The following is a 25,937-nucleotide window of genomic DNA, read 5'->3' as shown; positions in this document are numbered from 1 at the left end:
AAAGGAAAACGGTCCGGAAAACCGGACCGTGAAAGATTAATCGCGGAAGTTTTTAAACTGGAACGGCTGTCCCAAATCGCCGCCGCGTACCAGCGCCATCACGGACTGGAGGTCATCACGGGATTTCCCGGTCACGCGAATCTCTTCGCCCTGAATCTGCGCCTGCACCTTCAGTTTGCTGTCTTTAATCAGCTTAACGATTTTCTTCTGCACCGCGCTCTCAATGCCCTGCTTCAGTTTCGCTTCCACAAACCAGGTTTTCCCGCTGTGAACGAACTCTTCCGGCACATCGAGTGACGTCCCTTCAATGCCACGTTTAAGCAGTTTGGCACGCAGAATGTCCAGTAACTGGTTGACCTGGAAATCGGATTCGCTCAACACTTTGATCGTTTTATTGGCATCGTTGAGCTCAAATGTCGCTTCAACGCCGCGAAAATCAAAGCGTGACTCAACTTCACGAATGGCGTTATCCACGCCGTTACGCGCTTCGTGAAGATCAACTTCAGAAACAATATCGAAAGATGGCATCTTTTCCTCTCCCTTCATTTTTGATGCGAAGCATAATACCTGCAAAGTCTCTCAACAGACAGCGCTATACTATGCTAGCAAACACCTGGTGCTGTTGCGGGTGAGGAGGAAGAATGAAAATTACCGTACTGGGATGCGGAGCCTTAGGACAATTATGGCTTTCGGCGCTGTGCAAACAGGGACATGAAGTACAAGGTTGGCTGCGCGTTCCGCAGCCCTATTGCAGCGTGAATGTGATTGAGACGGATGGGTCGATTTTTAACGAATCCCTGACGGCAAACGATCCGGAGTTTTTAGCCACCAGCGATCTGCTCCTGGTGACGCTGAAAGCATGGCAGGTTTCCGACGCGGTCAAAGCACTGGCGTCGACGCTGCCAGAAACAACGCCCATCCTGTTGATTCATAACGGCATGGGAACGATTGAAGAACTGCGAAACATCCACCAACCGCTGCTGATGGGCACGACCACCCACGCAGCACGGCGTGATGGCAATGTCATTATCCATGTCGCGAACGGCACTACGCATATTGGCCCGGCGCGTGAGCAGGATGGCGATTTCAGCTATCTTGCCGATCTCTTGCAATGCGTACTCCCCGACGTCGCCTGGCATAACAATATTCGCGCCGAGATGTGGCGCAAGCTGGCGGTGAACTGCGTGATCAATCCTCTGACCGCACTGTGGAACTGCCCGAATGGCGAACTGCGTAACCATCCTGAAGAGGTCAATCTGATTTGCCAGGAAGTTGCGGCGGTTATTGAGCGCGAAGGTCACCATACATCGGTCGACGATTTACGTTATTATGTTGAGCAAGTCATTGACAGTACGGCAGAAAATATCTCATCCATGTTGCAGGACATCCAGGCTCTGCGCCATACCGAGATAGACTACATTACCGGATACCTGCTGAAACGCGCCCGTGCCCACGGGATCGCGGTGCCGGAGAATAGCCGCCTGTTTGAATTAGTCAAACGAAAGGAGAGTGAGTATGAGCGCTCAAGCACTGGTATGCCTCGCCCCTGGTAGTGAAGAGACCGAAGCCGTCACCACTATCGATCTGCTGGTTCGTGGCGGGATTAGCGTGACCACCGCGAGCGTTGCCAGCGATGGCAGTCTGACCATCGTCTGCTCACGCGGCGTAAAACTGCTGGCGGATGCGCCGCTGGTTGCCGTGGCCGATGGCGACTACGACATCATCATCCTGCCGGGCGGCATTAAAGGCGCCGAATGTTTTCGCGACAGTCCGCTGCTGGTCGAAACCGTTAAGCAGTTTCACCGTTCCGGACGGATTGTCGCTGCCATTTGCGCGGCGGCTGCCACCGTACTCGTGCCGCACGACATTTTCCCTGTCGGCAACATGACCGGTTTTCCGGCGCTGAAAGACAAAATTCCCGCTGAGCAGTGGCAGGATAGACGCGTGGTGTGGGACCCACGGGTGAAATTACTCACCAGTCAGGCCCCGGGCACCTCCATCGATTTTGGTTTAAAGATTATCGACCTGCTGGTTGGGCGCGAGAAAGCCCATGAAGTCGCCTCACAACTGGTGATGGCGGCAGGCATTTATAATTACTACGAGTAAGCTGACGCAACGCTTGTCAGTCTGCAGGCCGGATAAGTTGCTTTAGCGTCGCCATCCGGCATCATCGTTGTGTTACTGCCTGATGACGCTGCGCTTATCCGGCCTGGAATCGCCTCCCGACAAATCATTCAGAACCAGGGCGCGGAACTCATCACATTGCTGTAAAACAGCATTCTGCCGGCCAGTTCTCCCGTGATGATTAATGCCACCCATAGCCAACTGCGCATCCCGCTATTCAGACGCGATATCCCCCACACCGCGACACATACGCTGGCGAACAGTTGCCACCAGAGCAACGGGCTGGACGCATCGGCGACCGAAACCTGATAGCGCAGACCCAGCGCGCCAGCACTCAGCACAATGCCCATCACAATTCCCCCATGACAGACCATCGAAGGTGAAAGGTGCCAGTAAGCTCTGGCGATGGCGACACTCATAAATCCCGTCAGAAACGCCGTCCCCAGAAAAGCGACAGGTGTCGCGGCGTTGTGCCAGAGCGGGTGCAGCGGCATCTGGTAATAAACCTGAGAGGTCACCAGAATGGTGCCCAGCCCCACCAGCGCCGTTACCCCACCCAGCAGGATCACCCCACGATGTACGGGCTTGAACCAGCACAACAGTAGCCAACAAAACATCACGCCATTAAGCGCGATAAACGCGACCACTTCCCGACTGAGCCAGGAGATCTCCAACCCGGCAAGGGCGCGGTAAGCGCCTTCCGGCGATCCCAGATGCGCCAGTGACGCACAGGAACCCAGCACGGTGATGATCCAGAACCGCAGCGCCAGCATGCGGTACTGCACGGCGCTGAACTTCCGCTTACGGCCAGACTGACACAGGGTAAGCGCCAGCACACCGCCAATACCCCACTGGGCGAAGACGGTAAAGAAGACCAATGGCAATTCATAGTGTTCCATTTCGTTCCCCTCAATCCCGCGGCGGAATAATGACAATGTTAGGTTGGCTTATCGTGTGATCGGGCAGGTTGTAGCGTTTTTCCAGCACCGCCCACTGCGTCGTATGTTCCTGACGCAGTTCCGCTATCTCGCCAAAACGGAGTACGCCTGCCGGACAGGACTCCACGCATCGCGGCTGTAATCCTTCATCAAGACGTTCAGCACACAGATTGCACTTACTGGTTTTCCCCTCTTCGGGATCGTACACCGGTGCACTCCACGGACAGGCCATGATGCACATCCGACAGCCAATGCAGCGATCGTGATCCTGAACGACAATGCCGTCAGCGCGTTTGCTATACGTTCCCGCCGGGCAGACTTTCATGCACTGCGGGTCATCGCAGTGGTTGCACGACATGCTGATAAAGGCCTGCGTGTTGGGTTCATCCGTATGACGTTCGCGCACCCGACGCCAGAGCACGCCCGTCGGCGTCATGTTTTCCGATTTGCAGGCCATGCTGCAGGTTTTGCAGCCATAGCAATTTTGCATATCAATAAGAAATCCATACTGTTTCATTGTGATTAAGCCTCCCTTCTCACATCCACCAGCGTACTGTTACAGCAGTGTCCATTCCCCAGCACCTCCACCTGATCGTTAGTGACATGGCTGCTGCTTCCTCCCTGTTGTTCCCACCAGCCGTTATCCAGACTCACTACCCCGCGTTTGATATGGGTAGTCACGTCGGCAATCGCCCGATGCTGACCGCGATGGTTGAACACCACAACCCACTCTCCGGGCTGAATCTGACGCTGACGGGCATCTTCCGGGTGGATCATCACGTTCGGGCGGTTACGCTGAACCTCAAGGATCCATTCGTTCATGCCATGACTGGAGTGCACGCTGCGCGCCAGTTTGCGCTGCACCGCCATTAACGGGTAGGTCTGCGCCAGTTCAGGCGATCCTTTGACCGACTCTTTCACCTGCTTCCAGGTCACCACCGGCAGGAATGCTTTTTTGCTCCACTCCTCGATATACAGGTGCGCTTTGCCGGTCGACGTCAGGAACTTGCCGTCTTTAAACGGGATCCAGTCGTCCTCGACAGGACAAACCGGTCCCTTTTTCAGCATGTCGCGGGTGATGCCTGAACCTTTCAGGCAGGTATCGATGTAGTGCTCAATCGGCTGATTAAAGACTTCGCCAAAGCCAAAGCGCTCGGCCAGACGGGCAAAAATCCAGTAATCGGGTTTGGCTTCGCCCGGCGGTTCTACCGCTTTCTCCATCAGTTGCACATAGTGGCTGCGCACGCCCGCCATAAGGCTGACATCCTCAAAAATGGTCGTGACGGGAAGCACCAGATCGGCATACAGCGCCGACGAGCTCATCAGGTTGTCGGCGACCACCACAAAGGGCACTTTTTTAAAGGACTCCCTGACCTGGTTGGTATTGGGTAACTGGGTCATCGCGCCCAACGTCATGTTCCACCAGAACTTAATGGGATGCGGTTTTTCGTGTGCGACCCAGTCGCCGATTTTGGCAATCGGGATTGGCGGGATTTTGGCGGGATTCGGCGCGGGAGGGACAATCGGCGAGAATTTTGCCATCTGTCTGACGCCACCGGCATCGCAGACGCCAGCCCCGGCTTTGCCGATATTGCCGGTGATCAGCGCCAGATAGAACTGGCTTGCGGCGACGTAAGTGCCAAACTCGGTTCTCTGTGCCCCGGACATGTTCTGCACAATCATCGCCGGTTGTGTTGAGGCGTAATCTCGCGCCAGGCGCAGCACCGTCTGCGCAGGCACGTCGGTCTCTTCTTCCACCTTCTGCGCCGTCCAGGGTTTCGCCTGTGCCCAGACGTTATCCAGCACGGTGGTGAACTCACTGTTGGCGGGCAACTCATCGCTGAGCAGTGCCGGTATCACGCCGGGAGCATCATGCCGTTTCAGGGTCTGACTTTGGGTATCAAACACCAGGTAACTGTCCGCGTCCTGAGGATCGGCACGCATCAGTTGCTGCTGTGAGTCCACCAGGTAGACCGCCCCGGTATGCGCCCGCAGGAAATCGGCGTCATAACGTTTCTCCTGCATGATGATGTTGATCATACCTAGCGCCAGGGCAATGTCGGTGCCCGGCACGATCGGCACCCACTCGTCGGCTTTGGCCGCCGTTTCGTTAAAGCGAGGGTCGATCACCACCAGTCGCGCGCCGTTTCTTTGCGCCTGCGAATAGTTTTTAAAATAGGCATGCATGGTGACCGCCGGATTATTCCCCCAGCAGAGGATGTAGCGACTATCCGCGATGGTGTCGCGAGTATCGGCATAGCGCAGGCCAACCATCGGCATCATGGCGGCAGTCACCGCCGCGCAACATAACGAACCCGCGGTTTTAGTACTGCCACCAAGATAGTCGAAGAAAGCTTTGCCCATATCATTCTTGATGGAGTCCATGTTCCCCGACGCAGCGGTGAGCAGTAAGCCCTTATTCCCCTCAGTGGCAATCGTCTCCCGGATGTTCTTTTCAATGAGATCGAGCGCGGCGTCCCAACTAATCGGCTGAAATTTCCCCTCGCCTTTTTCCCCAATGCGCAGTAGCGGTTGCGTCAAGCGTAACGGGTGATAGACCCATTTGGTGCGGCTAATTCCCCGCAAACAGCACTTCACATTGAAGCCTTTCGTCGCTTCAATTTTCATTAAGCGGTCTTTCCAGACATACGCCGTCAGGTTGCAGTGCAGACACTCCATTGCGCAGGTCGAGCGAAACGTCTGGTAATCCGATTGCTTAAGACGAACCCGGGGTAACGGTGAACCGTTGGCCTGGCGCAGCGTCAGAAACGTTGGCAGCAGTGACGACAGCCCCACTACGCCGAGCCCTTTTAGCAGAGTTCTTCTTTTTAAATGAATATTGCTCAATGCGTCCATGTTCTTGCCTCGAAAAAAGTTCATTATTAGTTAACCCAGGTTCACCAATAATTAACTTGAGAGAGGTCAAGATCGCGCCATTTAGGCGTAACGGTCATTTTGAATTGCGAAGACAGTCAGGATTTCTGCCGCAATGGTATAATCGTGGAGAATTAATCAAGAGAACGCATATGGCTGAAACATCACAAGGGGTCAATTCGGTTGATATCGCCGTCAACATTCTGACGTTTGTTGCCAGTCAAAACGGTCAGGCGCGGGCCATCGATATCGCCATGGGATGCAACTTGTCCAAGAGTCGTTTACACAAGTATCTGGTCTCACTTTGCCGTTCCGGAATGCTGGGACAAAACGAAAAAGGGCTCTATTGTCTTGGGTCGACCCTGCTTCAGATGGCGGGCAATCCGTCGGCCACTCGCTGTCCCATTAGCGAACTCAATGCGGCGCTGATCGCCTTTCGCGATACCTTTAACCATTCCACCGGCGTCGTGGTTGCGACGGAGGGCGGATTAGTGCTGAAGCACTACAATCGCAGCTTCCGTAATGTGGATATCGATTTTCTGCCCAATACGCCCGTTCCGCTTCACGCCAGTTCGGCAGGTCAGGTGTTCATGAGTTTTTCCGGCTATCAGCCGCAGAATAAGGCGCAGGAACAACTGATTGCACAGATACAGGCTCAGGGCTATGCGGTGCGCTACAATCCGACGCAGGGGATCCCAGGCGCACAGTCGATTGCCTGTCCGCTACGCAATGAAAAGGGAGATCTGGTGGCGATTGCCGTGACGATGGGGTTCTTCAGTACAGACGTCATCTCGCAGATTGCCGGGCAGTTAGTGAGAAGCGTCGACGCGCTTCATCTTTAGGGATGCATATGCCACCGGCGGTGAGGGGCTACGTTCACCTTGCGTTCGCCGCTTCTCTGGTGTAACGACACCCGTGAACGTGTTAAGGAGACTCGTCGCCGCCTCCTTAACAATCCAGGCTCCCGGCAGGAAAATTGTCGCTTCGCGATACCCTCCGCTTATTCCTCCAGGCTACCGGGTCGGGCGCGACTCAGCATCCCTGCTTCGCGCGCCCTGAACCCGCATCCCTGCGGGTTCCCCCGACCCTCCGGAAACACGTCGGCAATTTTCAGCCGGACCACTCCCCACCTGACCCTCTGAGATGTTGGTTAAACAGCAAAACGGAAATCACTGAATAGCAGAATGCTGAAGCGACACCCCGGTCCGGCGTGAAAATCGATGAGGCGTTGGCGGCTGACCGGGGGCGGGCGCAGGGAAGCGGGCGCAGAGGACGGCCTGCAAGGATGCAGGCTCGGCCCCGACCCGACAGGCAGACGGCATAAGGCGAATGCACCACGCCTGCATGTTGATCTTCTGGAGTTACGGGCGATACACCTTCACATTCTCAAAGCCCTGCTCGCGCAGATACAGCGCCTGCAATCGGCTCATCACGCCGCGCTCGCACCACAGCAGCCAGGTTTTATTCTGGTCGAGATCGCCGAATTGAGTGCTCAGCTTGTAGAACGGCAGTGAAACCACATCCACGCCTTCCACCTTCAGCGGCTTATCATCCTGCTCGTCGATAGAACGGATATCCAGAATCACGTCGTTCGGGCCAAAACCGCTGACGGTTTCGACTTCCACCACGTCCTGCTGAGTCTGCTGCGCAATTTCGCGAATATCCACGTTGCTGGCTTCTTCAACCACCTTATCGAGGATACTGAAGTCAAAATTCTCTTCTTCCGCTTCAATCTTCGCCTTGATGGCTTTCACCGTCGGGCTTTTTGAAATCACGCCGCAATACTCCGGCATGGTACGGGCAAAGTCTTCAGTCCCAATCTGGCGCGCCAGGTTGATGATGTGCTCTTTATCGTAAGAAATCAGCGGACGCAGAATCAGCGTATCGGAGACGTTATCGATCAGACGCAGGTTGGTCAGCGTCTGGCTGGAGACCTGACCCAGCGCTTCGCCGGTGACCAGCGCCTGCACGCCATAGCGCTCCGCCACTTTCGACGCCGCGCGAACCATCATACGTTTGAGCACCACGCCCATCTGGCCGTCATCAACTTTCTCGAGGATCTCTCCGACCACCGGTTCAAAGTTGATGGCGACAAAGCGCACGCGATGCGAGCTGCCGAAGCGGTTCCACAGATAGTGCGCCACCTGACGAACGCCGATTTCATGCGCCGCGCCGCCGAGGTTAAAGAAGCAGTAGTGAACGCGACAGCCGCGACGCATCAGCATGTAGCTGGAAACGCCGGAGTCGAAGCCGCCGGAGATCAGCGATAGCACATCTTCCTGAGTACCGATCGGGAAACCGCCGATCCCTTCGTAACGCCCTTTAATCAGCAGAAGACGGTCATCTTCCACTTCCAGGTGGACAGTGACATCCGGGTGGGTCAGCTTCACGCGCGCCGATTCAATATGCTGGTTTAAACCGCCGCCCACGTAACGTTCCACATCGATAGAGCTAAACTCATGTTTACCGCGACGTTTAACGCGCACGCAGAAGGTTTTGCCTTCCAGCTGTTCGCGGTATTGCACCAGCGCCTTTTCGAAAATGTCGTGCATGTCGGTAAACGGCACGTCTTCGACTTCGAGAATGTGGTGAATCCCCGGAATACGGGTCAGCGCGTCACGGATAGCCAGACGCTGGTTTTCATCTTTCGCGCGAACTTCGATGTTATCCCAGTGGCGGACAACGGCGAGGGTCTCATCATAGTGCTTTAAAACGTTACGAATGTTCCCGGTCAGCATTTTTATAAAGCGCAAACGCACAGATTGGCTTTTGATGGTGATTTCCGGGAACAATTTAATGATAAACTTCATGGCGGCAATGGTTCTTTAGCAAGCCAGTTACGGCTTGTATTGGAGAAATAGTACAGCAACCCCGTTAAGCGGCTGCATCCAGGCGCGGAAGTATACCACTATCACGCGATTCCTGTGCACATTGCGCGTTATACCCTAAATAATTCGCGTGCAGCCAACGTACAGGCAGCCTGAAGTATGATGGGTAAGTTTGATAATTGCTCTGAGTCCGTTACCATATCAGGGCTGAAAATACTGAGAGTCAGACATTTATTATGGCGAAGAAAAATGAGGCGCCGGTCAGCTTTGAAACGTCGCTGAACGAGCTGGAGCAAATTGTAACGCGTCTGGAAAGTGGCGATCTACCGCTGGAAGAAGCGCTGAACGAATTCGAACGTGGCGTGCAGTTGGCACGTCAGGGTCAGGTGAAATTGCAACAAGCTGAACAGCGTGTGCAAATCCTGCTGTCTGACAATGAAGACGCATCTCCTACGCCTTTTACAGCGGATAACGAGTAAATGGATTTTTCGCAGCAGCTTCAGGCCTGCGTTGAACAGGCCAACCAGGCGCTGAGCCGTTTTATTGCCCCACTGCCCTTTCAGAACACTCCCGTGGTCGAAACCATGCAGTATGGCGCATTATTAGGCGGTAAACGTCTGCGTCCGTTTCTGGTGTACGCGACCGGTCAGATGTTTGGTATCAGCCTGAGCACGCTGGATGCCCCGGCAGCCGCCGTTGAGTGCATTCATGCATACTCGCTGATCCATGACGATCTGCCCGCGATGGACGATGACGATCTGCGTCGTGGCCTGCCGACCTGTCACATCAAGTTTGGAGAGGCGAATGCGATTCTGGCGGGCGATGCCCTGCAAACGCTGGCGTTCTCGATTATCAGCGACGCCCCGATGCCGGAAGTCGCTGACCGCGATCGGATCGCGATGATTTCCGAACTGGCGAACGCCAGCGGAATCGCCGGAATGTGCGGCGGTCAGGCGTTGGATCTCGCCGCTGAAGGTAAACAGGTGCCGCTGGAGGCGCTGGAGAAAATCCATCGTCATAAGACCGGCGCACTGATTCGCGCCGCGGTTCGCTTGGGTGCGTTAACTGCCGGAGAAAACGGCAGAAATGCCCTGCCGATACTCGACAGATACGCAGAAAGTATCGGTCTGGCATTCCAGGTTCAGGATGACATTCTGGATGTGGTGGGCGATACTGCAACGTTGGGTAAACGTCAGGGTGCCGACCAGCAGCTTGGCAAAAGTACCTATCCTGCACTTCTGGGTCTTGAGCAAGCCCGAAATAAAGCCCGGGATTTAATCGCAGAGGCTCGCCAGTCGCTAAACCAACTGGCCGCACAGTCACTCGATACCTCGGCACTGGAAGCGCTAGCGGACTACATAATCCAGCGTAATAAATAATTGACTACCCTGAGCAATAAATTGCAGCGGATACACTGTAATTTGGGTAAACAAACGATGAGTCTCTGATGAGTTTTGATATAGCCAAATACCCTACCCTGGCACTGGTCGACTCCACCCTGGATTTACGACTACTGCCAAAAGAGAGTCTGCCGAAACTCTGCGACGAGCTGCGCCGCTATTTACTCGACAGCGTCAGTCGTTCCAGCGGGCATTTCGCTTCCGGGCTGGGCACGGTCGAACTGACCGTGGCGCTGCACTATGTCTATAACACCCCGTTTGACCAGTTGATCTGGGACGTAGGTCATCAGGCTTATCCGCACAAGATTTTGACCGGTCGTCGCGATAAAATTGGCACCATTCGCCAGAAAGGCGGCCTGCACCCATTCCCATGGCGCGGTGAAAGCGAATACGACGTCCTGAGCGTGGGTCACTCCTCTACGTCTATCAGTGCCGGCATCGGCGTGGCGGTTGCCGCCCAGAAAGAGGGTAAAGATCGCCGTACCGTCTGCGTCATTGGCGACGGGGCGATTACCGCCGGGATGGCATTTGAAGCGATGAACCACGCGGGCGATATCAAACCCGACATGCTGGTCATCCTCAACGACAATGAAATGTCGATTTCCGAAAACGTCGGCGCGCTGAACAATCACCTCGCGCAGTTGCTCTCCGGTAAGCTCTACTCTTCCCTGCGTGAAGGCGGTAAGAAGGTGTTTTCTGGCGTACCGCCGATTAAAGAGCTGCTCAAGCGCACCGAAGAACATATCAAAGGCATGGTGGTGCCCGGCACGCTGTTTGAAGAGCTGGGCTTTAACTATATCGGCCCGGTCGACGGTCACGATGTGCTGGGGCTTATCACCACGCTGAAGAACATGCGCGACCTGAAAGGCCCGCAGTTCCTGCATATCATGACCAAGAAAGGTCGGGGCTATGAGCCGGCGGAAAAAGATCCAATCACCTTCCACGCCGTGCCGAAATTCGATCCGTCCAGCGGTTGTCTGCCGAAAAGCAGCGGCGGCCTGCCGAGCTATTCGAAAATCTTCGGCGACTGGCTGTGTGAAACGGCGGCGAAAGACAGCAAACTGATGGCGATCACCCCGGCCATGCGCGAAGGGTCCGGCATGGTTGAGTTCTCGCGTAAATTCCCGGACCGCTACTTTGACGTGGCGATTGCCGAGCAGCACGCGGTGACCTTTGCCGCCGGGCTGGCGATTGGTGGTTACAAACCGGTGGTGGCAATCTATTCCACCTTCCTGCAACGCGCCTACGATCAGGTGCTGCACGATGTCGCCATTCAAAAACTGCCGGTCATGTTTGCCATTGACCGCGCGGGGATCGTCGGAGCCGACGGACAAACCCACCAGGGGGCGTTCGATCTCTCCTATCTGCGCTGCATTCCGGAGATGGTCATCATGACGCCGAGCGATGAAAACGAATGCCGCCAGATGCTATTTACTGGCTATCACTACAGCGATGGCCCAACGGCGGTGCGCTATCCGCGCGGAAATGCCGTCGGCGTTGAGCTGACGCCACTGGAAAAACTGCCGATCGGGAAAGGCGTGGTGAAGCGTCACGGCGAGAAGGTAGCAATCCTCAACTTCGGCACCTTAATGCCGGAAGCGGCGAAAGTCGCGGAATCCCTCAACGCGACGCTTGTCGACATGCGCTTTGTGAAACCGCTGGATGAGGCGCTGATCCTTGAAATGGCGGCGCGTCATGAAGTACTGGTGACGCTGGAAGAAAACGCCATTATGGGCGGTGCCGGTAGCGGCGTAAACGAAGTGCTGATGGCGCATCGCAAGCCGGTTCCGGTGCTTAACATCGGTCTGCCGGACTTCTTCATACCGCAGGGAACACAGGATGAAGCCCGCGCCGAGTTGGGTCTGGATGCCGCAGGCATTGAGGCCAAAATCAAGGCCTGGTTGGCATAATCCCCTCTTCGCTCCTGCTATGCTTAACCCATAACGAGCATAACAGGAGCGAAAGAATGCAATACAACATCTTAGGAAAAACGGACCTTCGGGTTTCCCGCCTTTGTCTGGGCTGCATGACGTTCGGCGAGCCGAATCGCGGCAACCACGCCTGGACGCTTCCCGAAGAGAGTAGTCGCCCTATCATCCAGCGCGCTCTTGAAGGCGGCATTAACTTCTTCGATACCTCAAACAACTACTCAGCCGGCAGCAGCGAAGAGATTGTCGGTCGCGCACTGCGCGATTTCGCTCGCCGTGATGAGGTCGTCGTCGCCACCAAAGTGTTTAATCGGGTGGATGACCTGCCAGAAGGATTATCCCGCGCGCAAATTCTGCGTTCTATTGATGACAGTCTGAGACGACTGGGGATGGACTACGTCGATATCCTGCAAATTCACCGCTGGGATTACAACACGCCGATTGAAGAGACGCTGGAAGCGTTAAACGATGTGGTCAAAGCCGGTAAGGCGCGTTATATCGGCGCGTCGTCAATGCATGCGTCGCAGTTTGCCCAGGCGCTGGCGCTGCAAAAACAGCACGGCTGGGCGCAGTTTATTAGCATGCAGGATCACTATAACCTGATCTATCGCGAGGAAGAGCGTGAAATGCTGCCACTGTGCTATCAGGAAGGCGTGGCGGTGATCCCGTGGAGCCCATTGGCCAGAGGGCGTCTGACACGTCCATGGGGAGAAACCACGGCACGCCTGGTCTCTGATGAAGTAGGGAAAAAGCTGTATAGCGAAAGCGACGAAAACGATGCGCAGATTGCCGCGCGGCTGGCTGGCGTGAGCGAAGAGCTTGGCGCGACGCGTGCTCAGGTGGCGCTGGCGTGGCTGTTAAGCAAACCGGGCATTGCCGCGCCGATCATCGGCTCGTCACGGGAAGAACAGTTGGATGAGTTGCTGAATGCCGTGGATCTCACGCTGAAGCCCGAGCACATCGCCGAACTGGAAACGCCGTATAAGCCGCATCCCGTAGCCGGATATAAATAAGAAAGCGTGCCGGATGACGGCGTAACCGCCTTATCCGGCCTACAAAATACGGACGTCATACCGGGTAGGCCGGTTAAGCGCAGCGCCATCCGGCACATCGCTAAATCAGACCAACCGGCCAGTGATGTCCGATGAAATAGAGGATCCCGGCGGAAATCACCCCGGCGACAATATCGTCCACCATGATCCCCATCCCGCCATGCACATTGCGATCGAACCAGCGGATCGGCCATGGCTTCCACATATCAAGAATACGGAAAATCACAAACCCGGCGGCGACCCACTGCCAGTCGTTGGTCGGCAGCGCCATGAGCGTGATCCACATTCCGATGAACTCATCCCAGACGATGCTGCCGTGATCGTGCACGCCCATGTCCTTTGCCGTTTGATGGCAAAGATAGACGCCGATACAGATCCCCAGCATCACCACCAGCGAATAGAGCTGCCACGGCAGAAAGGTCATCAGATACCAGAAGGGGATCGCCGCCAGCGATCCCATCGTGCCGGGAACAATCGGGCTGAGACCGCTACCAAATCCGGTAGCCAGTAAATGCCATGGGTTAAGCAGATTCAGGCGGCTTTTGGCGACATCTTTATGGCGTGGCAAAATGGTCATATCCTTTCCAGTCAACAATGACAGGCTTTCCGTCACGCATGAAATGAATCCCTTCCACATCCGCGCTCATCTGCCCAATGCAGGTAAAGGGGACGCCAAGCTGGCCCATTGCCACCTCGAGCGCGCCGCGATTCAGTTCCGGTACCGTAAAGCATAGCTCGTAGTCTTCGCCGCCAGACAGCGCCCAGCGCAGCGCCTGTTCGGGTTCGACGTGGCGCGTCATCGCGTCTGACCAGGGCAGCGTATCGAGATCGACGCGCGCGCCGCAGGCGCTGGCGTTAACAATATGCCCAAGATCGGAAATCAGCCCGTCAGAGAGATCAATCGCCGCACTGGCCAGATCGCGCAGCGCCTGGCCCTGTAGAATACGCGGCGTCGGACGCAGATGACGTTTAAGCAGATATTCGCGGTCGGCCGCATCGGCGACCTGCAAGCGGTTCAACAATATTGCCAGACCCGCGGCGCTATCGCCCGGCGTGCCGGTCACGTAGATCCAGTCGCCCGGCTTCGCCCCGCCGCGTTTCAGCGCGCGTCCGGCAGGAACAAAACCGTGGATACCCAACGTCATCGACAGCGGACCCCGCGTGGTGTCGCCGCCAATCAGTTGCATACCGTAGTAATTCAGAAGATCAAACAGACTGTCGCTGAAGGTTTCCAGCCAGCGCTCGTCCACCTCAGGCAAGGTGATCGCCAGCGTCAACCACGCCGGATCGGCGCCCATTGCCGCCAGATCGCTTAAGTTCACCGCCAGCGCTTTGTACGCCAGATCGGCAGGATCAATGTCAGACAGGAAATGGTTGCCCGCCACTAGCGTATCGGTGCTGATCGCCAGCGTCTGTTTATCGGGGATGTTCAGAAGTGCACAGTCGTCGCCAATACCGGTTTCGACGTCAAGACGAGAGCTTCTGACACGGTCAAAATAACGGGCAATCAGGGAAAACTCGCCGCATGCCATACGTTATGCCTCAGCAGAAAAATGAAAAAGCCGCCAGGGGAGAGGAATCGCTTCCACTTCGCTGACGGCCTGGTGATTACTTTTTGTTGGGGCGAATCGCAGGCGCTGCTTTATCCAGAACGCCATTGACGAACTTGTGGCTGTCTTCCGCACCGAACGTTTTCGCCAGTTCGATGGCTTCGTTGATGGCCACTTTGTATGGCACATCACTGCGTTTAGACAGCTCGAACAGTGCAATGCGCAGTACGGCTTTTTCCACCTGACCCAACTCTTCCAGCAGACGAGACAGATAAGGCTTCATCAGGCCATCCAGGTACGCGCTGTTAGTCGCTACCCCGGACAGCAGTTCACGGAAGTACAGGACGTCAACATCTTTTACGTCCTGTTCTGCCAGGAACTGGTATTCAACATCAGCGATGTCGTTCTGGGACAACTGCCAGGAGTAGAGCGCCTGAACGGCACACTCACGGGCGCGGCGACGAGCAGCAGGTTTCACGGATTTCCCCTTACAAAAAATCAGGCCTTGATGGCTTTCAATACATTAATCATTTCAAGCGCGGTCAGTGCAGCTTCCGCGCCTTTGTTGCCAGCTTTGGTGCCAGCACGTTCGATAGCTTGTTCAATGCTTTCGGTGGTCAGGACGCCAAAGGCGACCGGAATTTCGCTTTCCTGAGCGACATGCGCCAGGCCATTGCTTGCACCGCCAGCGACATATTCGAAGTGAGCTGTGCCGCCACGAATAACCGTACCCAGCGCAATCACCGCGTCATATTTACCGGTTTTCGCCAGTGCGCCCGCTGCCAGCGGCAGTTCGTAGGCACCAGGAACCCAAACGACGGTAATGTTTTCATCTTTGACCTGACCAATGCGTTTCAGGGCGTCAATCGCACCTTCCAGCAGGCTGTCATTGATAAAGTTGTTGAAACGCGCAATGGTGATGGCGACGCGAGCGTCCGGAGTAGCAACGTTAGCTTCAATAATGTTCATATTCTTCCTTCGGGTTCGATATGGCCCCGTAAGGGGGGCGGATTTTATCATAATATTCTGTGCGCTGCTTCCTATAATTCGATAATTCGAAAGCCTCACGCAGGGATTAAATGCAGGCAAACGTCCGGGCCTACCTGGCGTATCTCATTGAATTTGAAATGGGGGGCGTCAGCCAGTTTCTCAAGTCCCGGCAGCATACATAATCCCCTGGCATCACTGCCCAACAGTGTAGGCGCAAGATAAACGATAAGCTCGTCAACCACGCCCGCCTGCAAGAGCGCGCCGGCAAGCGTAGGCCCGGCCTCCACCCACAGGCTGTTAATCTGCTGTTTGCCCAGCAGCATCATCAGCACCACCAGATCCAGATGACCGTTATGCTCCGGCACCATAATCGTGCGGACCGAATCGGGCCAGACGCGCCCGTCTTCTTTCGTGCGCGCAATCCAGGTTTCTCCTGGCTGCTGAACCAGACGGTGTTCCGGCGTCACGCGGTTCTGACTGTCGATAACCATTCGTACCGGCTGGCGCAGGGTATCCTGCGGGTAAACTACCTGCGTCGCCTCGCCCAGTTCCGACCAGCGCACGGTGAGCTGCGGGTCGTCTGCCAGCACCGTCGCGCTGCTGGTTAAAATGGCATGACTTTGCGCTCGCAGACGCTGAACATCGCGTCGCGCCTGCGGCGAGGTTATCCACTGGCTTTCGCCGCTGGCCATCGCCGTGCGACCGTCCAGCGAAGCGCCGAGCTTCAGTTGCACATACGGAAACCCGGTGCGCATCCGCTTGAGGAAACCTTTATTTAACGCTTCAACTTCGCTCATCATCAGCCCGTGGCTGACGTCGATACCCGCCTGTTGCAGGCGATATAACCCGCGTCCCGCCACTTGCGGATTGGGGTCCTGCATCGCCGCAACCACACGGGAGACGCCAGCGGCGATCAGCGCGTCGCAACACGGCGGCGTGCGGCCATGATGGCTGCACGGTTCAAGCGTAACGTACGCGGTGGCCCCTTTGGCCTTTTCACCGGCCATACGCAGGGCATGGACTTCCGCATGCGGTTCACCGGCGCGGTGATGATAGCCTTCGCCGACAATCTCGCCATGGTTGACGATGACACAGCCGACGTTAGGGTTGGGATGGGTGGTAAACCGCCCGCGCTGCGCCAGCTTCAGCGCTCGCGCCATGTATAACTCATCCTGCATGGCTTAATCCTGTAGGCGAGCGATCTCTTCGCCAAATTCTTTGATATCTTCGAAGCTGCGGTAAACCGAGGCAAAGCGGATGTAGGCGACTTTATCGAGTTTTTTCAATTGTTCCATCACCAGATTGCCAATCATCTTACTGGGAACTTCACGCTCGCCGGTGGCGCGCAGCTGCGACTTAATGTGATTCAACGCCATTTCGACGTCGTCGGAACTCACCGGACGCTTTTCCAGCGCGCGTTGCATTCCACTGCGCAGCTTTTCTTCATTAAACGGTTCGCGCACGTCGTTGCTTTTCACAACGCGTGGCATCACCAGCTCCGCCACTTCAAAGGTGGTGAAACGTTCATTACAAACCAGACACTGCCGACGGCGGCGTACTGAAGAGCCCTCGCCCACAAGACGAGAGTCAATTACCTTAGTGTCTACGGCGAAACAGAATGGGCAATGCATACGGCGTCCTGACCAGGTGGTTAACAGAAATCTATTTTAACCTGAACTGACGTTACAACAAAGGCGCAACGCTTTTGAGACAATGGATCGATGTCTTTGCGCATTTTACGATCTACCATTACGTTATCGCGACAATTCAGGAAATAAGAGAGATGACAAGACGTTACCTAAGAATTCTCCTGGTGGGAAGTCTCTTTAGTTTGAGCGCCTGTGCGCAACAAAGCGAAGTGCGCCAGATGCATCAAAGCGTTTCGACACTCAATAAAGAGATGAACCAGCTTAATCAGGAAACCGTGAAGATTACCCAGCAAAACAGTCTGAACGCCAAATCAACCAGTGGCGTTTATCTGCTACCGGGTTCCAATACGCCAGCGCGTCTGAACAGCCAGATAGGTACACTACGCATGTCGCTTATCAACATTGCGCCAAACGCAACGGGCACCCGGGTGACGCTGCGTATTCAGGGTGAGTCAAACGATCCGCTGCCGGCGTTTAGCGGCACCGTTGAGTATGGGCAAATTCAGGGAACAACTGACAATTATCAGGAAGTGAATGTACAGAATCAGTTGATCAATGCCCCGGCGAGCGTGCTGGCGCCAAGCGATGTGGATATCCCGCTACAACTGAATAACCTGACCCCCGATCAATTAGGATTTGTGCGCATCCACGATATCCAGCCTGTTACACAATAAACCTCCCTGCGGAACGTTTTGTGCGTTCCGCAACATCCATCCCCTACCTTTTGTTACTCCTCTGACATCCACGGCATTTATTGTCAACGTTGGCAATTGACATGAAAGTCAGTACAATCGCCGCGCTAAAGTACGCAAACGTGAACGCAATCGATTACGCAAATGATAGAACTGTGAAACAAGACATATTTTTGTGAGCAATGATTTCTATAATAGGCTCGCAGAAACACGAAATATTCAGAAACGCTATTCGCGCCTTTTTCACTCCCGTCAGGGATTTCAAACAGTGGCATACAATATGAAAAAAACATTACTTGCAGCCGGTGCCGTGCTCGCGCTCTCCTCGTCATTCGCCGTCAACGCGGCGGAAAATGACAAACCGCAGTATCTTTCCGACTGGTGGCACCAGAGCGTCAACGTCGTCGGAAGCTACCACACCCGTTTCGGACCGCAGATCCGTAACGATACCTATCTGGAATATGAAGCTTTCGCAAAAAAAGACTGGTTCGACTTCTATGGCTACATGGATGCACCGGTATTCTTCGGTGGTAACACCGACGCGAAAGGGATCTGGAACCACGGTTCTCCGCTGTTTATGGAAATCGAACCGCGTTTCTCCATCGACAAACTGACCGGCACTGACCTGAGCTTCGGTCCGTTTAAAGAGTGGTACTTCGCCAACAACTACATCTACGACATGGGTCGTAACAAAGATGGTCGTCAGAGCACCTGGTACATGGGTCTGGGTACGGATATTGATACCGGCCTGCCGATGAGCCTGTCTCTGAACGTGTACGCCAAGTACCAGTGGCAGAACTACGGCGCAGCAAACGAAAACGAATGGGACGGCTACCGTTTCAAAGTGAAATACTTCGTTCCGATTACCGAACTGTGGGGCGGTAACCTGAGCTACATCGGCTTCACCAACTTTGACTGGGGTTCCGATCTGGGCGACAACGACTTCTCCGATCTGAACGGCAATAAAGCGCGTACCAACGACTCCATCGCTTCCAGCCATATTCTGGCGCTGAACTACGACCACTGGCACTACTCGGTCGTGGCGCGTTACTGGCACAACGGTGGTCAGTGGAACGACGACGCTGAACTGAACTTCGGTAAAGGCAACTTCAACGTTCGCTCTACCGGTTGGGGTGGTTACCTGGTTGTCGGTTACAACTTCTGATAACGTCCCTCCCAGTAAAAGCCAGCCTGAGCGCTGGCTTTTTTATGCGTGCGTTTCGTCGCGGATCTTGCGTAAGAAATCACTGAGCGAACGGTCAGCGCGCTCGCAAAAGCGTCTGTCGAGCGGCGTGATGCTTAAACAGCGATCGACACGAAAACAGCGGTAGTCTTCGCGCCGCTCACACCAGGCCACCAGCAGCCAGTATTTTCCTTCAAAGAAGATCCCTAACGGCTGCACATCCCGCCAGGAAAGCCGCCCCGCCTCGTCGCGATAATGCAGCGCCAGCACCTGCTGGGTGGTGACTGCCTTGTGGATCACATCGAACGCGCTGCGTGAATGCAGGTGTCCGCCAAAGTCCGGTGCGAAGATGCGTGCCTGCTCGGCTTTGCGTCGGCTCTCTTCCGGCAATATCGCCAGCACTTTTTCCTGCGCCGACTCCAGTTCTCTGGAGAGCAAATCGCCGCCCCAGGTGTGCAACAGACGAATGGCGGCAATCAGCGCTTCAGACTCCCGATGCGTCAACATCAACGGCGGGAGATCAAACCCCGCCATCAGACGATAGCCGCTCCCCGCCTCCCCTTCGACCGGCACACCCGAGAGCGAGAGGTCACGGATATCGCGATAGATAGTCCGCTCCGAAACCTCCAGCCGCTCCGCCAGCAGCGCTGCCGTTGTCAGCCGCCTGCCACGCAGGATCTGTACTATCTGAAACAAACGGTCAGCGCGACGGGTCATAGTTGCTCTCTGTGATTAAGCCGGTTGATGTAAACCTACACGGTTGCCTTCACTGTCGGTAAACAGCGCGATGCTGCCAACCCCGTCACCGAGATCGTGCGGACCAAAAACGCATTTGCCACCTGCACTGACCACGCGATCCAGCGTGGCGTTGAGATCCTCAGTATGCAGATAAACAATCGCCCCCTGCAATGACGGTGTGATGCCGTCAAACTTCGCCAGCGCACCGCCGGTAGCCGGTTCGTCATACGGAAAAACCGCCAGATCGGCGATGTCCATTTTTTCACGACGCAGCGACAACCCCATGACCGGCTCGTAAAATGCAATCGCGCGTTCCATATCCGTAACGGGAATTTCAAACCAGTTGATAATGCTTTTCATCGTTCCTCTCCTGCCTGTGTGGGTAAATTCAGGAAGAGGATAAAACAGGGCTCCTGACAGCATAGTGTCAGTAGGGTTTGCGGAACAAGAGAAAGGTAGAAAAGAAAAATCCCGATCGAATGACCGGGATTTGACGCATTGGCTGAATGTCAGTTTACGGCAGAATAGACGGCTGGTCCGCCCCTTCTTTCTCGACTTTCTGCTGCAGCATGTGCTCACGCTTCATGCCGAGTTTCAACGCCAGCGCCGATGCCACGTAAATGGATGACGCCGTACCGATGGATACCCCGATGAGCATGGTCAGCGAGAAGCCTTCCAGCACCGGACCACCAAACAGGAACAGCATCAGAATTACCATTAACGTCGTGCCGGAGGTAATCAACGTACGGTGCAGCGTCTGGGTCAGTGACACGTTAAAGATTTCATAAGGCGTCCCGCGACGAATTTTGCGGAAGTTTTCACGAATACGGTCAGAAACCACGATGCTGTCGTTAAGCGAGTAACCGATAACGGACATCAGCGATGCCACGATTGTCAGGTCGATCTCGATATGGAATAACGACAGGATCCCCAGTGTGATGATGACGTCGTGCGCCAGCGCGATAACAACGCCTGCCGCCAGTCGCCATTCAAAACGGATCCCGACGTAGACCAGGATTGAGATCAGCGCCGCCAGCAGCGCCATCGCACCGGTTTGCGCCAGATCAGCACCCACACTCGGTCCGACGAATTCAATGCGCTTCACTGCCGCGTTCTGATTGGTGGATTCGTTAATCACACTCAACACTTTACTACCCAGCACCTGACCGCCGTTTGCCCCTTCGGTCGGCGGCATACGCACCATGATGTCGTGGCTGCTGCCGAAGTTCTGTAAAAGCGGATCAACAAAGCCCGCTTTTTCCAGCGCGTCGCGCATCACGTCCATCTCAGCCGGTTTTTCCAGCGTGATTTCAATCACCGTACCACCGGTGAAATCGAGACCCCAGTTAAAGCCGCGCACGCCCATCACGATGATGGCCAACACCAGCAGCAGACCTGAGATGCCGAAAGCCCAGTAGTCCCAGCGCATAAAGTCGATAACTTTACGGCCGTGGTTCAATTGTTCAACAGTATATTCCTGTGCCACTTCGCACTCCTCAGATTGACAGCTTTTTGACGCGCTTGCCGCCATACAACAGGTTTACGATGGCACGAGTACCGACGATCGCGGTAAACATCGACGTCGCCACACCGATACCGGTAGTAATCGCGAACCCTTTAATTGCCCCGGTGCCGACGGCGTACAGGATGATGACCTTAATCAGCGTCGTAATGTTCGCATCGAAGATGGAACTGAACGCGCCCGCATACCCTTCGTTGATCGCCTGCTGCACCGAACGTCCGTTACTCAACTCTTCTTTGATACGTTCGTTGATCAGGACGTTCGCATCGACGGCGACGGCAAGGGTTAAGACGATCCCCGCAATCCCCGGCATACTCAGCGTTGCCCCCGGCAGCAGCGACATAATGCCGACAATCAGTACCAGGTTAGCCACCAGCGCGCTGGTCGCAATCAGACCAAACTTCTTGTAGAACAGAATCATGAACAGAATGGACACGGCCAGACCAGCCAGACACGCTTCCAGACCCTGCTTGATGTTCTGCATCCCCAGAGTTGGACCGATGGTCCGTTCTTCAACAATCTGAATCGGCGCAATCAGCGCACCGGCACGCAGCAGCAGAGAGAGCTGACGCGCTTCGTTCGGGTTGTTGATCCCGGTAATACGGAAACTGTTACCCAGACGAGACTGGATGTTGGCGATGTTAATCACCTCTTCCTGTTTCACCAGTACCGCACGACCGTTCGCATCTTTCTTACCGCTGTCTTTATACTCCACAAACAGGGTCGCCATCGGTTTACCGATGTTGTCCTTAGTGAAGTTAGACATGATGTTGCCACCTGCGCTATCCAGCGAGATGTTCACCTGCGGTTGGTTGTATTCGTCCTGGCTGGAAGTGGAGTCAGTGATGTGGTCACCGGTCAGGATCACGCGTTTGTACAGCACGACGGGCTGACCTTCGCGCGACTGTTTCACTTCGGAATCGCCCGGCACACGACCAGAGGCCGCTGCAGACTGATCAACGTTGGTGTTGACCAGACGGAACTCCAGCGTTGCCGTCGCGCCGAGAATCTCTTTCGCACGCGCCGTGTCCTGAATACCCGGCAGCTCGACCACGATACGATCCGCGCCCTGGCGTTGTACCACCGGTTCGGCAACGCCCAACTGGTTCACACGGTTACGCAGGATGTTGATGTTCTGTTGCACCGCGTATTCACGCGCTTCGCTCAGACGCGCATCGGTCATCACCGCACGCAGCGCATTGCTGCCCTGGCTTGTGATCACCAGATCCTGGTGACGCTTGCTGAGGTAAGCAATCGCTTTATCACGCGCACTGGCATCACGGAAGTTAATGCTCAGGCCGTAATTGTCTTCTTTACGAACGGTGGTATACGGAATGCCTTCTGTACGCAGATCGCTGCGCAGGCTGTCAATATTTTGTTCCTGCAATTTACCCAGCGCGGTATCCATATCCACTTCCATCAGGAAGTGAACGCCGCCACGCAGGTCAAGACCGAGTTTCATCGGTTCTGCTTTGATGGCCGCTAACCAGCGCGGGGTTGCCGGAGCAAGGTTAAGCGCCACGACGTATTTATCACCCAGCACGTCCACCAGCGCTTCACGTGCGCGCAGTTGGGTATCGGTGGTGTCGAAGCGCGCAAGAATCGCGCCCTCTTCCAGTGCCACAGACTTAGCGGTAATTTTTTCTTGTTGTAACGTATTCTGGACCTGGATCAGCGTTTGCTCACTGGCGGCGACACCGCGCGCGCCAGTGATTTGAACGGCCGGATCCTCACCATACAGGTTGGGAAGCGCATACAGCAGGCCGACGACAATGACGACGATCAGCATGATGTACTTCCACAAAGGATAACGGTTTAACACGGCAGTTCCCTTAGGGAAAAGTTTCTATTACAGCGCCTTCATGGTGCCTTTCGGCAGAACGGCAGCTACGAAGTCACGCTTGATAACCACTTCAGTGGTATCGTTCAGTGCGATAGCGATGTAACCAGATTCTGCAACTTTGGTTACTCGACCTACCAGGCCACCGTTAGTCAGGACTTCATCACCTTTCGCGATGGAGGCCATCAGATTTTTATGCTCTTTGGTGCGCTTCTGCTGTGGACGCAGGATCATGAAATAGAAAATCAGACCAAACACCACCAGCATCAGAATCAGAGACATCGGGCTGCCCTGCGCCGGAGCACCTGTTGCCGCTACCGCATCAGAAATAAAAAAGCTCATTCAAATTCCCTCATTATTAAAATTAATCAACGTTCAAAGGTGGAACCGGTCGACCCTGACGTTGGTAAAACTCGGTCACGAAGCTCTCTAATTTACCCTCTTCAATAGCCTTGCGTAAACCCGCCATCAAACGCTGGTAGTAACGCAGGTTATGAATCGTGTTGAGTCGCGCGCCCAATATTTCGTTGCAACGATCAAGATGATGCAAGTAGGCACGTGAATAATTGCGACAGGTGTAGCAATCACACTCTGCATCGAGTGGGCTGGTATCGCTCTTATACTTCGCATTGCGAATTTTCACCACGCCATCCGTCACGAACAGGTGACCATTACGGGCATTGCGGGTTGGCATCACACAGTCAAACATGTCGATGCCGCGACGCACGCCTTCAACCAGATCTTCTGGTTTACCGACGCCCATCAGGTAACGCGGTTTATCTGCCGGGATTTGTGGGCAAACATGCTCCAGAATACGGTGCATGTCCTCTTTGGGCTCGCCCACAGCCAAACCGCCGACAGCGTAGCCATCAAAGCCAATCTCTACCAGACCTTTCACAGAGATATCACGTAAATCTTCGTAAACGCTGCCCTGAATGATGCCGAAAAGCGCATTTTTATTGCCCAGGCCGTCAAAACGGTCACGGCTACGCTTCGCCCAACGCAGCGACATCTCCATCGAACGTTTAGCATAGTCCCAGTCCGCCGGGTACGGCGTGCATTCGTCAAAAATCATGACAATATCGGAACCGAGATCGTACTGAATCTCCATCGACTTTTCGGGATCGAGGAAAATCGGATCGCCGTTGATCGGATTGCGGAAGTGCACGCCTTGTTCGGTGATCTTACGAATATCACCCAGGCTGAAGACCTGGAAACCACCGGAGTCGGTCAGAATCGGGCCTTTCCACTGCATAAAATCATGCAGATCGCCGTGCAGTTTCATGATCTCCTGACCTGGACGCAGCCAGAGATGGAAGGTATTACCGAGGATAATTTGCGCGCCGGTCGCTTCAACTTCTTCCGGCGTCATGCCTTTAACAGTGCCGTAGGTCCCTACGGGCATAAAAGCAGGCGTTTCCACCACGCCACGATCAAACACCAGGCGGCCACGGCGGGCACGTCCGTCGGTGGTATCCAGTTCGAATTTCATTTTTTCTCCAGTACGTCAGAAAAACAGTCCAACGTGTCAACCAGCGCCGCGGATTTATTCCCCAACGCGTTCATTCAAAGCTTGCGGATTGTACGTGATAAACATCGCGTCCCCGTAGCTAAAAAAGCGATAATTTTGTTCTACCGCAGCCTTGTAGGCATTCATCGTATGCTGGTAACCCGCAAACGCCGAGACCAGCATAATCAATGTCGACTCAGGCAAATGGAAGTTGGTCACCAACGCATCAATCACGTTGTATTGATAACCTGGGTAGATGAAGATTTGTGTGTCGCCAAAGAACGGTTCAATGAGCGCGTGCTTCGCCGCCTGTGCTGCGCTCTCCAGAGAACGCACCGAGGTCGTCCCTACCGCAATCACCCGGTTACCGCGCGCTTTCGCCGCCAGCACCGCGTCCACGACTTCTTGCGGCACTTCCGCATACTCAGAATGCATGATGTGATCTTCAATGGTGTCCACACGCACCGGCTGGAACGTCCCCGCGCCGACGTGCAGCGTGACAAACGCCATCTCAATACCTTTCTCGCGCAGTTTTTCCAGCAGCGGTTCGTCAAAGTGCAGGCCCGCGGTCGGCGCGGCTACGGCGCCTGGTTTTTCGCTGTAAACCGTCTGGTAAAGCTCACGGTCGGCGTCTTCATCCGGACGGTCGATGTACGGCGGCAGCGGCATATGGCCGATAGCATTGAGAATATCCAACACCGGACGCGCATCGTTAAACTCGACTTCGAACAGTGCGCCGTGGCGGGCTGTCATCGTCGCATTAATACTTTCGTCATCGCCCAGCAGCAGTTCTGCGCCCGGTTTCGGTGCTTTGGAGGCGCGAATATGTGCAAGGATGCGTTTATCATCCAGCATGCGCTCAACGAGGACTTCAATCTTGCCACCGCTGGCTTTACGGCCAAACAGACGCGCCGGGATCACACGGGTATTATTAAAGACCAGCAGATCGCCAGGGTTGAGCTTATCGAGCAGATCGGTGAAAGTACCATGCGTCAGCGCGCCCGTCGGCCCGTCCAGCGACAGCAAACGGCAGCTACTGCGTTCCGGCTGTGGGTAGTGGGCAATCAGGGATTCGGGTAATTCAAAGGAAAAATCGGTAACGCGCATGACACTGACTCA

27 protein-coding genes are annotated in these 25,937 nt (G+C 55.0%); 9 read left to right on the top strand and 18 right to left on the bottom strand.

Annotation, left to right across the window (positions count from 1 at the left end; all coding sequences use genetic code 11):
* Positions 1 to 36: 36 nt before the first annotated feature.
* Positions 37 to 528 (bottom strand): YajQ family cyclic di-GMP-binding protein, encoded by a 492-nt coding sequence (locus F384_RS01875; protein ID WP_046476239.1) that lies wholly within the window; start codon positions 526 to 528, stop codon positions 37 to 39.
* A gap of 113 nt (positions 529 to 641) precedes the next feature.
* On the opposite strand from F384_RS01875, the gene panE reads away from it, so the two are divergent.
* Both panE and yajL read left to right on the top strand, forming a co-directional pair.
* Positions 642 to 1,553, top strand: coding sequence for a 2-dehydropantoate 2-reductase (gene panE / locus F384_RS01870; RefSeq protein WP_046476237.1), 912 nt, complete (start codon positions 642 to 644; stop codon positions 1,551 to 1,553).
* Positions 1,516 to 2,106: a protein deglycase YajL gene (gene yajL, locus F384_RS01865; RefSeq protein WP_046476234.1), complete on the top strand. Its 591-nt coding sequence runs from the start codon at positions 1,516 to 1,518 to the stop codon at positions 2,104 to 2,106. The genes panE and yajL overlap by 38 nt, the downstream gene beginning before the upstream one ends.
* A 128-nt stretch (positions 2,107 to 2,234) precedes the next feature.
* Here yajL and F384_RS01860 read toward each other — a convergent pair whose 3' ends face one another.
* The 3 genes from F384_RS01860 to F384_RS01850 are packed head-to-tail and all read right to left on the bottom strand — an operon-like array spanning position 2,235 to position 5,918.
* Positions 2,235 to 3,023 (bottom strand): dimethyl sulfoxide reductase anchor subunit family protein, encoded by a 789-nt coding sequence (locus F384_RS01860; protein WP_046476231.1) that lies wholly within the window; start codon positions 3,021 to 3,023, stop codon positions 2,235 to 2,237.
* Between the two features lie 10 nt (positions 3,024 to 3,033).
* Positions 3,034 to 3,579: a 4Fe-4S dicluster domain-containing protein gene (locus F384_RS01855; protein ID WP_046476229.1), complete on the bottom strand. Its 546-nt coding sequence runs from the start codon at positions 3,577 to 3,579 to the stop codon at positions 3,034 to 3,036.
* Positions 3,580 to 3,584: 5 nt separating this feature from the next.
* The gene (locus tag F384_RS01850) at positions 3,585 to 5,918 is read right to left on the bottom strand and encodes a molybdopterin-dependent oxidoreductase (RefSeq protein WP_046476226.1); all 2,334 of its coding nucleotides are present in this window, start codon (positions 5,916 to 5,918) and stop codon (positions 3,585 to 3,587) included.
* 170 nt (positions 5,919 to 6,088) lie between these two features.
* On the opposite strand from F384_RS01850, the gene F384_RS01845 reads away from it, so the two are divergent.
* Positions 6,089 to 6,778, top strand: a complete 690-nt coding sequence (locus tag F384_RS01845) for a helix-turn-helix domain-containing protein (RefSeq protein ID WP_046476225.1) — start codon at positions 6,089 to 6,091, stop codon at positions 6,776 to 6,778.
* Positions 6,779 to 7,297: 519 nt separating this feature from the next.
* Here the strand turns inward: F384_RS01845 and thiI are convergent.
* Positions 7,298 to 8,746: a tRNA uracil 4-sulfurtransferase ThiI gene (gene thiI / locus F384_RS01840; protein ID WP_046476222.1), complete on the bottom strand. Its 1,449-nt coding sequence runs from the start codon at positions 8,744 to 8,746 to the stop codon at positions 7,298 to 7,300.
* 254 nt (positions 8,747 to 9,000) lie between these two features.
* On the opposite strand from thiI, the gene xseB reads away from it, so the two are divergent.
* The 4 genes from xseB (at position 9,001) to F384_RS01820 (ending at position 13,105) form a co-directional block, all read left to right on the top strand.
* Positions 9,001 to 9,243, top strand: coding sequence for an exodeoxyribonuclease VII small subunit (gene xseB / locus F384_RS01835; protein ID WP_042324547.1), 243 nt, complete (start codon positions 9,001 to 9,003; stop codon positions 9,241 to 9,243).
* Positions 9,244 to 10,143, top strand: coding sequence for a (2E,6E)-farnesyl diphosphate synthase (ispA, locus tag F384_RS01830; protein ID WP_046476219.1), 900 nt, complete (start codon positions 9,244 to 9,246; stop codon positions 10,141 to 10,143).
* A gap of 68 nt (positions 10,144 to 10,211) precedes the next feature.
* On the top strand, positions 10,212 to 12,074 hold the full coding sequence (gene dxs, locus F384_RS01825; RefSeq protein ID WP_046476217.1) for a 1-deoxy-D-xylulose-5-phosphate synthase: 1,863 nt from the start codon (positions 10,212 to 10,214) through the stop codon (positions 12,072 to 12,074).
* Between the two features lie 56 nt (positions 12,075 to 12,130).
* Positions 12,131 to 13,105 carry an aldo/keto reductase gene (locus F384_RS01820; RefSeq protein ID WP_042324551.1) on the top strand — a complete coding sequence of 325 codons (975 nt, stop codon included), beginning with the start codon at positions 12,131 to 12,133 and terminating at the stop codon, positions 13,103 to 13,105.
* Positions 13,106 to 13,205: 100 nt separating this feature from the next.
* Here the strand turns inward: F384_RS01820 and pgpA are convergent, their stop codons facing one another.
* The 6 genes from pgpA to nrdR all read right to left on the bottom strand — a co-directional run bounded on the left by pgpA (position 13,206) and on the right by nrdR (position 17,315).
* Entirely contained in the window at positions 13,206 to 13,721 is a 516-nt protein-coding gene (gene pgpA / locus F384_RS01815) for a phosphatidylglycerophosphatase A (protein ID WP_046476213.1), read from the bottom strand.
* Entirely contained in the window at positions 13,699 to 14,676 is a 978-nt protein-coding gene (gene thiL, locus F384_RS01810; RefSeq protein ID WP_046476210.1) for a thiamine-phosphate kinase, read from the bottom strand. Before thiL ends, pgpA begins: the two co-directional genes overlap by 23 nt.
* 76 nt (positions 14,677 to 14,752) lie before the next feature.
* Positions 14,753 to 15,172 (bottom strand): transcription antitermination factor NusB, encoded by a 420-nt coding sequence (gene nusB, locus F384_RS01805; RefSeq protein WP_045440503.1) that lies wholly within the window; start codon positions 15,170 to 15,172, stop codon positions 14,753 to 14,755.
* 20 nt (positions 15,173 to 15,192) lie between these two features.
* The gene (ribE, locus tag F384_RS01800; RefSeq protein ID WP_046476205.1) at positions 15,193 to 15,663 is read right to left on the bottom strand and encodes a 6,7-dimethyl-8-ribityllumazine synthase; all 471 of its coding nucleotides are present in this window, start codon (positions 15,661 to 15,663) and stop codon (positions 15,193 to 15,195) included.
* A 95-nt stretch (positions 15,664 to 15,758) separates the two neighbouring features.
* Complete coding sequence (gene ribD / locus F384_RS01795; protein WP_046476202.1) at positions 15,759 to 16,862, bottom strand: bifunctional diaminohydroxyphosphoribosylaminopyrimidine deaminase/5-amino-6-(5-phosphoribosylamino)uracil reductase RibD; 1,104 nt, start codon at positions 16,860 to 16,862, stop codon at positions 15,759 to 15,761.
* Between the two features lie 3 nt (positions 16,863 to 16,865).
* Positions 16,866 to 17,315, bottom strand: a complete 450-nt coding sequence (gene nrdR / locus F384_RS01790; RefSeq protein WP_042324561.1) for a transcriptional regulator NrdR — start codon at positions 17,313 to 17,315, stop codon at positions 16,866 to 16,868.
* A 152-nt stretch (positions 17,316 to 17,467) separates the two neighbouring features.
* Between nrdR and F384_RS01785 the strand changes: the two genes are divergently transcribed.
* Together F384_RS01785 and F384_RS01780 are read left to right on the top strand one after the other, a co-directional pair.
* On the top strand, positions 17,468 to 18,007 hold the full coding sequence (locus F384_RS01785; RefSeq protein ID WP_046476199.1) for a DUF3251 domain-containing protein: 540 nt from the start codon (positions 17,468 to 17,470) through the stop codon (positions 18,005 to 18,007).
* A gap of 298 nt (positions 18,008 to 18,305) precedes the next feature.
* Entirely contained in the window at positions 18,306 to 19,190 is an 885-nt protein-coding gene (locus F384_RS01780; protein ID WP_046476197.1) for a nucleoside-specific channel-forming protein Tsx, read from the top strand.
* 42 nt (positions 19,191 to 19,232) lie between these two features.
* Here the strand turns inward: F384_RS01780 and F384_RS01775 are convergent, their stop codons facing one another.
* From F384_RS01775 to queA, 7 genes are all read right to left on the bottom strand, one after another.
* On the bottom strand, positions 19,233 to 19,925 hold the full coding sequence (locus F384_RS01775; RefSeq protein ID WP_046476194.1) for a helix-turn-helix transcriptional regulator: 693 nt from the start codon (positions 19,923 to 19,925) through the stop codon (positions 19,233 to 19,235).
* Between the two features lie 15 nt (positions 19,926 to 19,940).
* Complete coding sequence (locus tag F384_RS01770) at positions 19,941 to 20,306, bottom strand: VOC family protein (protein ID WP_046476192.1); 366 nt, start codon at positions 20,304 to 20,306, stop codon at positions 19,941 to 19,943.
* A gap of 154 nt (positions 20,307 to 20,460) precedes the next feature.
* Positions 20,461 to 21,432 (bottom strand): protein translocase subunit SecF, encoded by a 972-nt coding sequence (gene secF, locus F384_RS01765; RefSeq protein WP_046476190.1) that lies wholly within the window; start codon positions 21,430 to 21,432, stop codon positions 20,461 to 20,463.
* Between the two features lie 10 nt (positions 21,433 to 21,442).
* Positions 21,443 to 23,290 carry a protein translocase subunit SecD gene (gene secD / locus F384_RS01760; RefSeq protein WP_080949854.1) on the bottom strand — a complete coding sequence of 616 codons (1,848 nt, stop codon included), beginning with the start codon at positions 23,288 to 23,290 and terminating at the stop codon, positions 21,443 to 21,445.
* A gap of 27 nt (positions 23,291 to 23,317) precedes the next feature.
* Entirely contained in the window at positions 23,318 to 23,650 is a 333-nt protein-coding gene (gene yajC, locus F384_RS01755; RefSeq protein WP_042324569.1) for a preprotein translocase subunit YajC, read from the bottom strand.
* Positions 23,651 to 23,672: 22 nt separating this feature from the next.
* Positions 23,673 to 24,800, bottom strand: coding sequence for a tRNA guanosine(34) transglycosylase Tgt (gene tgt, locus F384_RS01750; protein ID WP_046476183.1), 1,128 nt, complete (start codon positions 24,798 to 24,800; stop codon positions 23,673 to 23,675).
* A gap of 54 nt (positions 24,801 to 24,854) precedes the next feature.
* Positions 24,855 to 25,925, bottom strand: a complete 1,071-nt coding sequence (gene queA / locus F384_RS01745) for a tRNA preQ1(34) S-adenosylmethionine ribosyltransferase-isomerase QueA (RefSeq protein WP_046476180.1) — start codon at positions 25,923 to 25,925, stop codon at positions 24,855 to 24,857.
* Positions 25,926 to 25,937: the final 12 nt, after the last annotated feature.

Source organism: Citrobacter amalonaticus Y19, from assembly GCF_000981805.1.
GTDB classification, from domain to species: domain Bacteria; phylum Pseudomonadota; class Gammaproteobacteria; order Enterobacterales; family Enterobacteriaceae; genus Citrobacter_A; species Citrobacter_A amalonaticus_C.
This window is presented reverse-complemented; position numbering and strand designations above follow the sequence as displayed.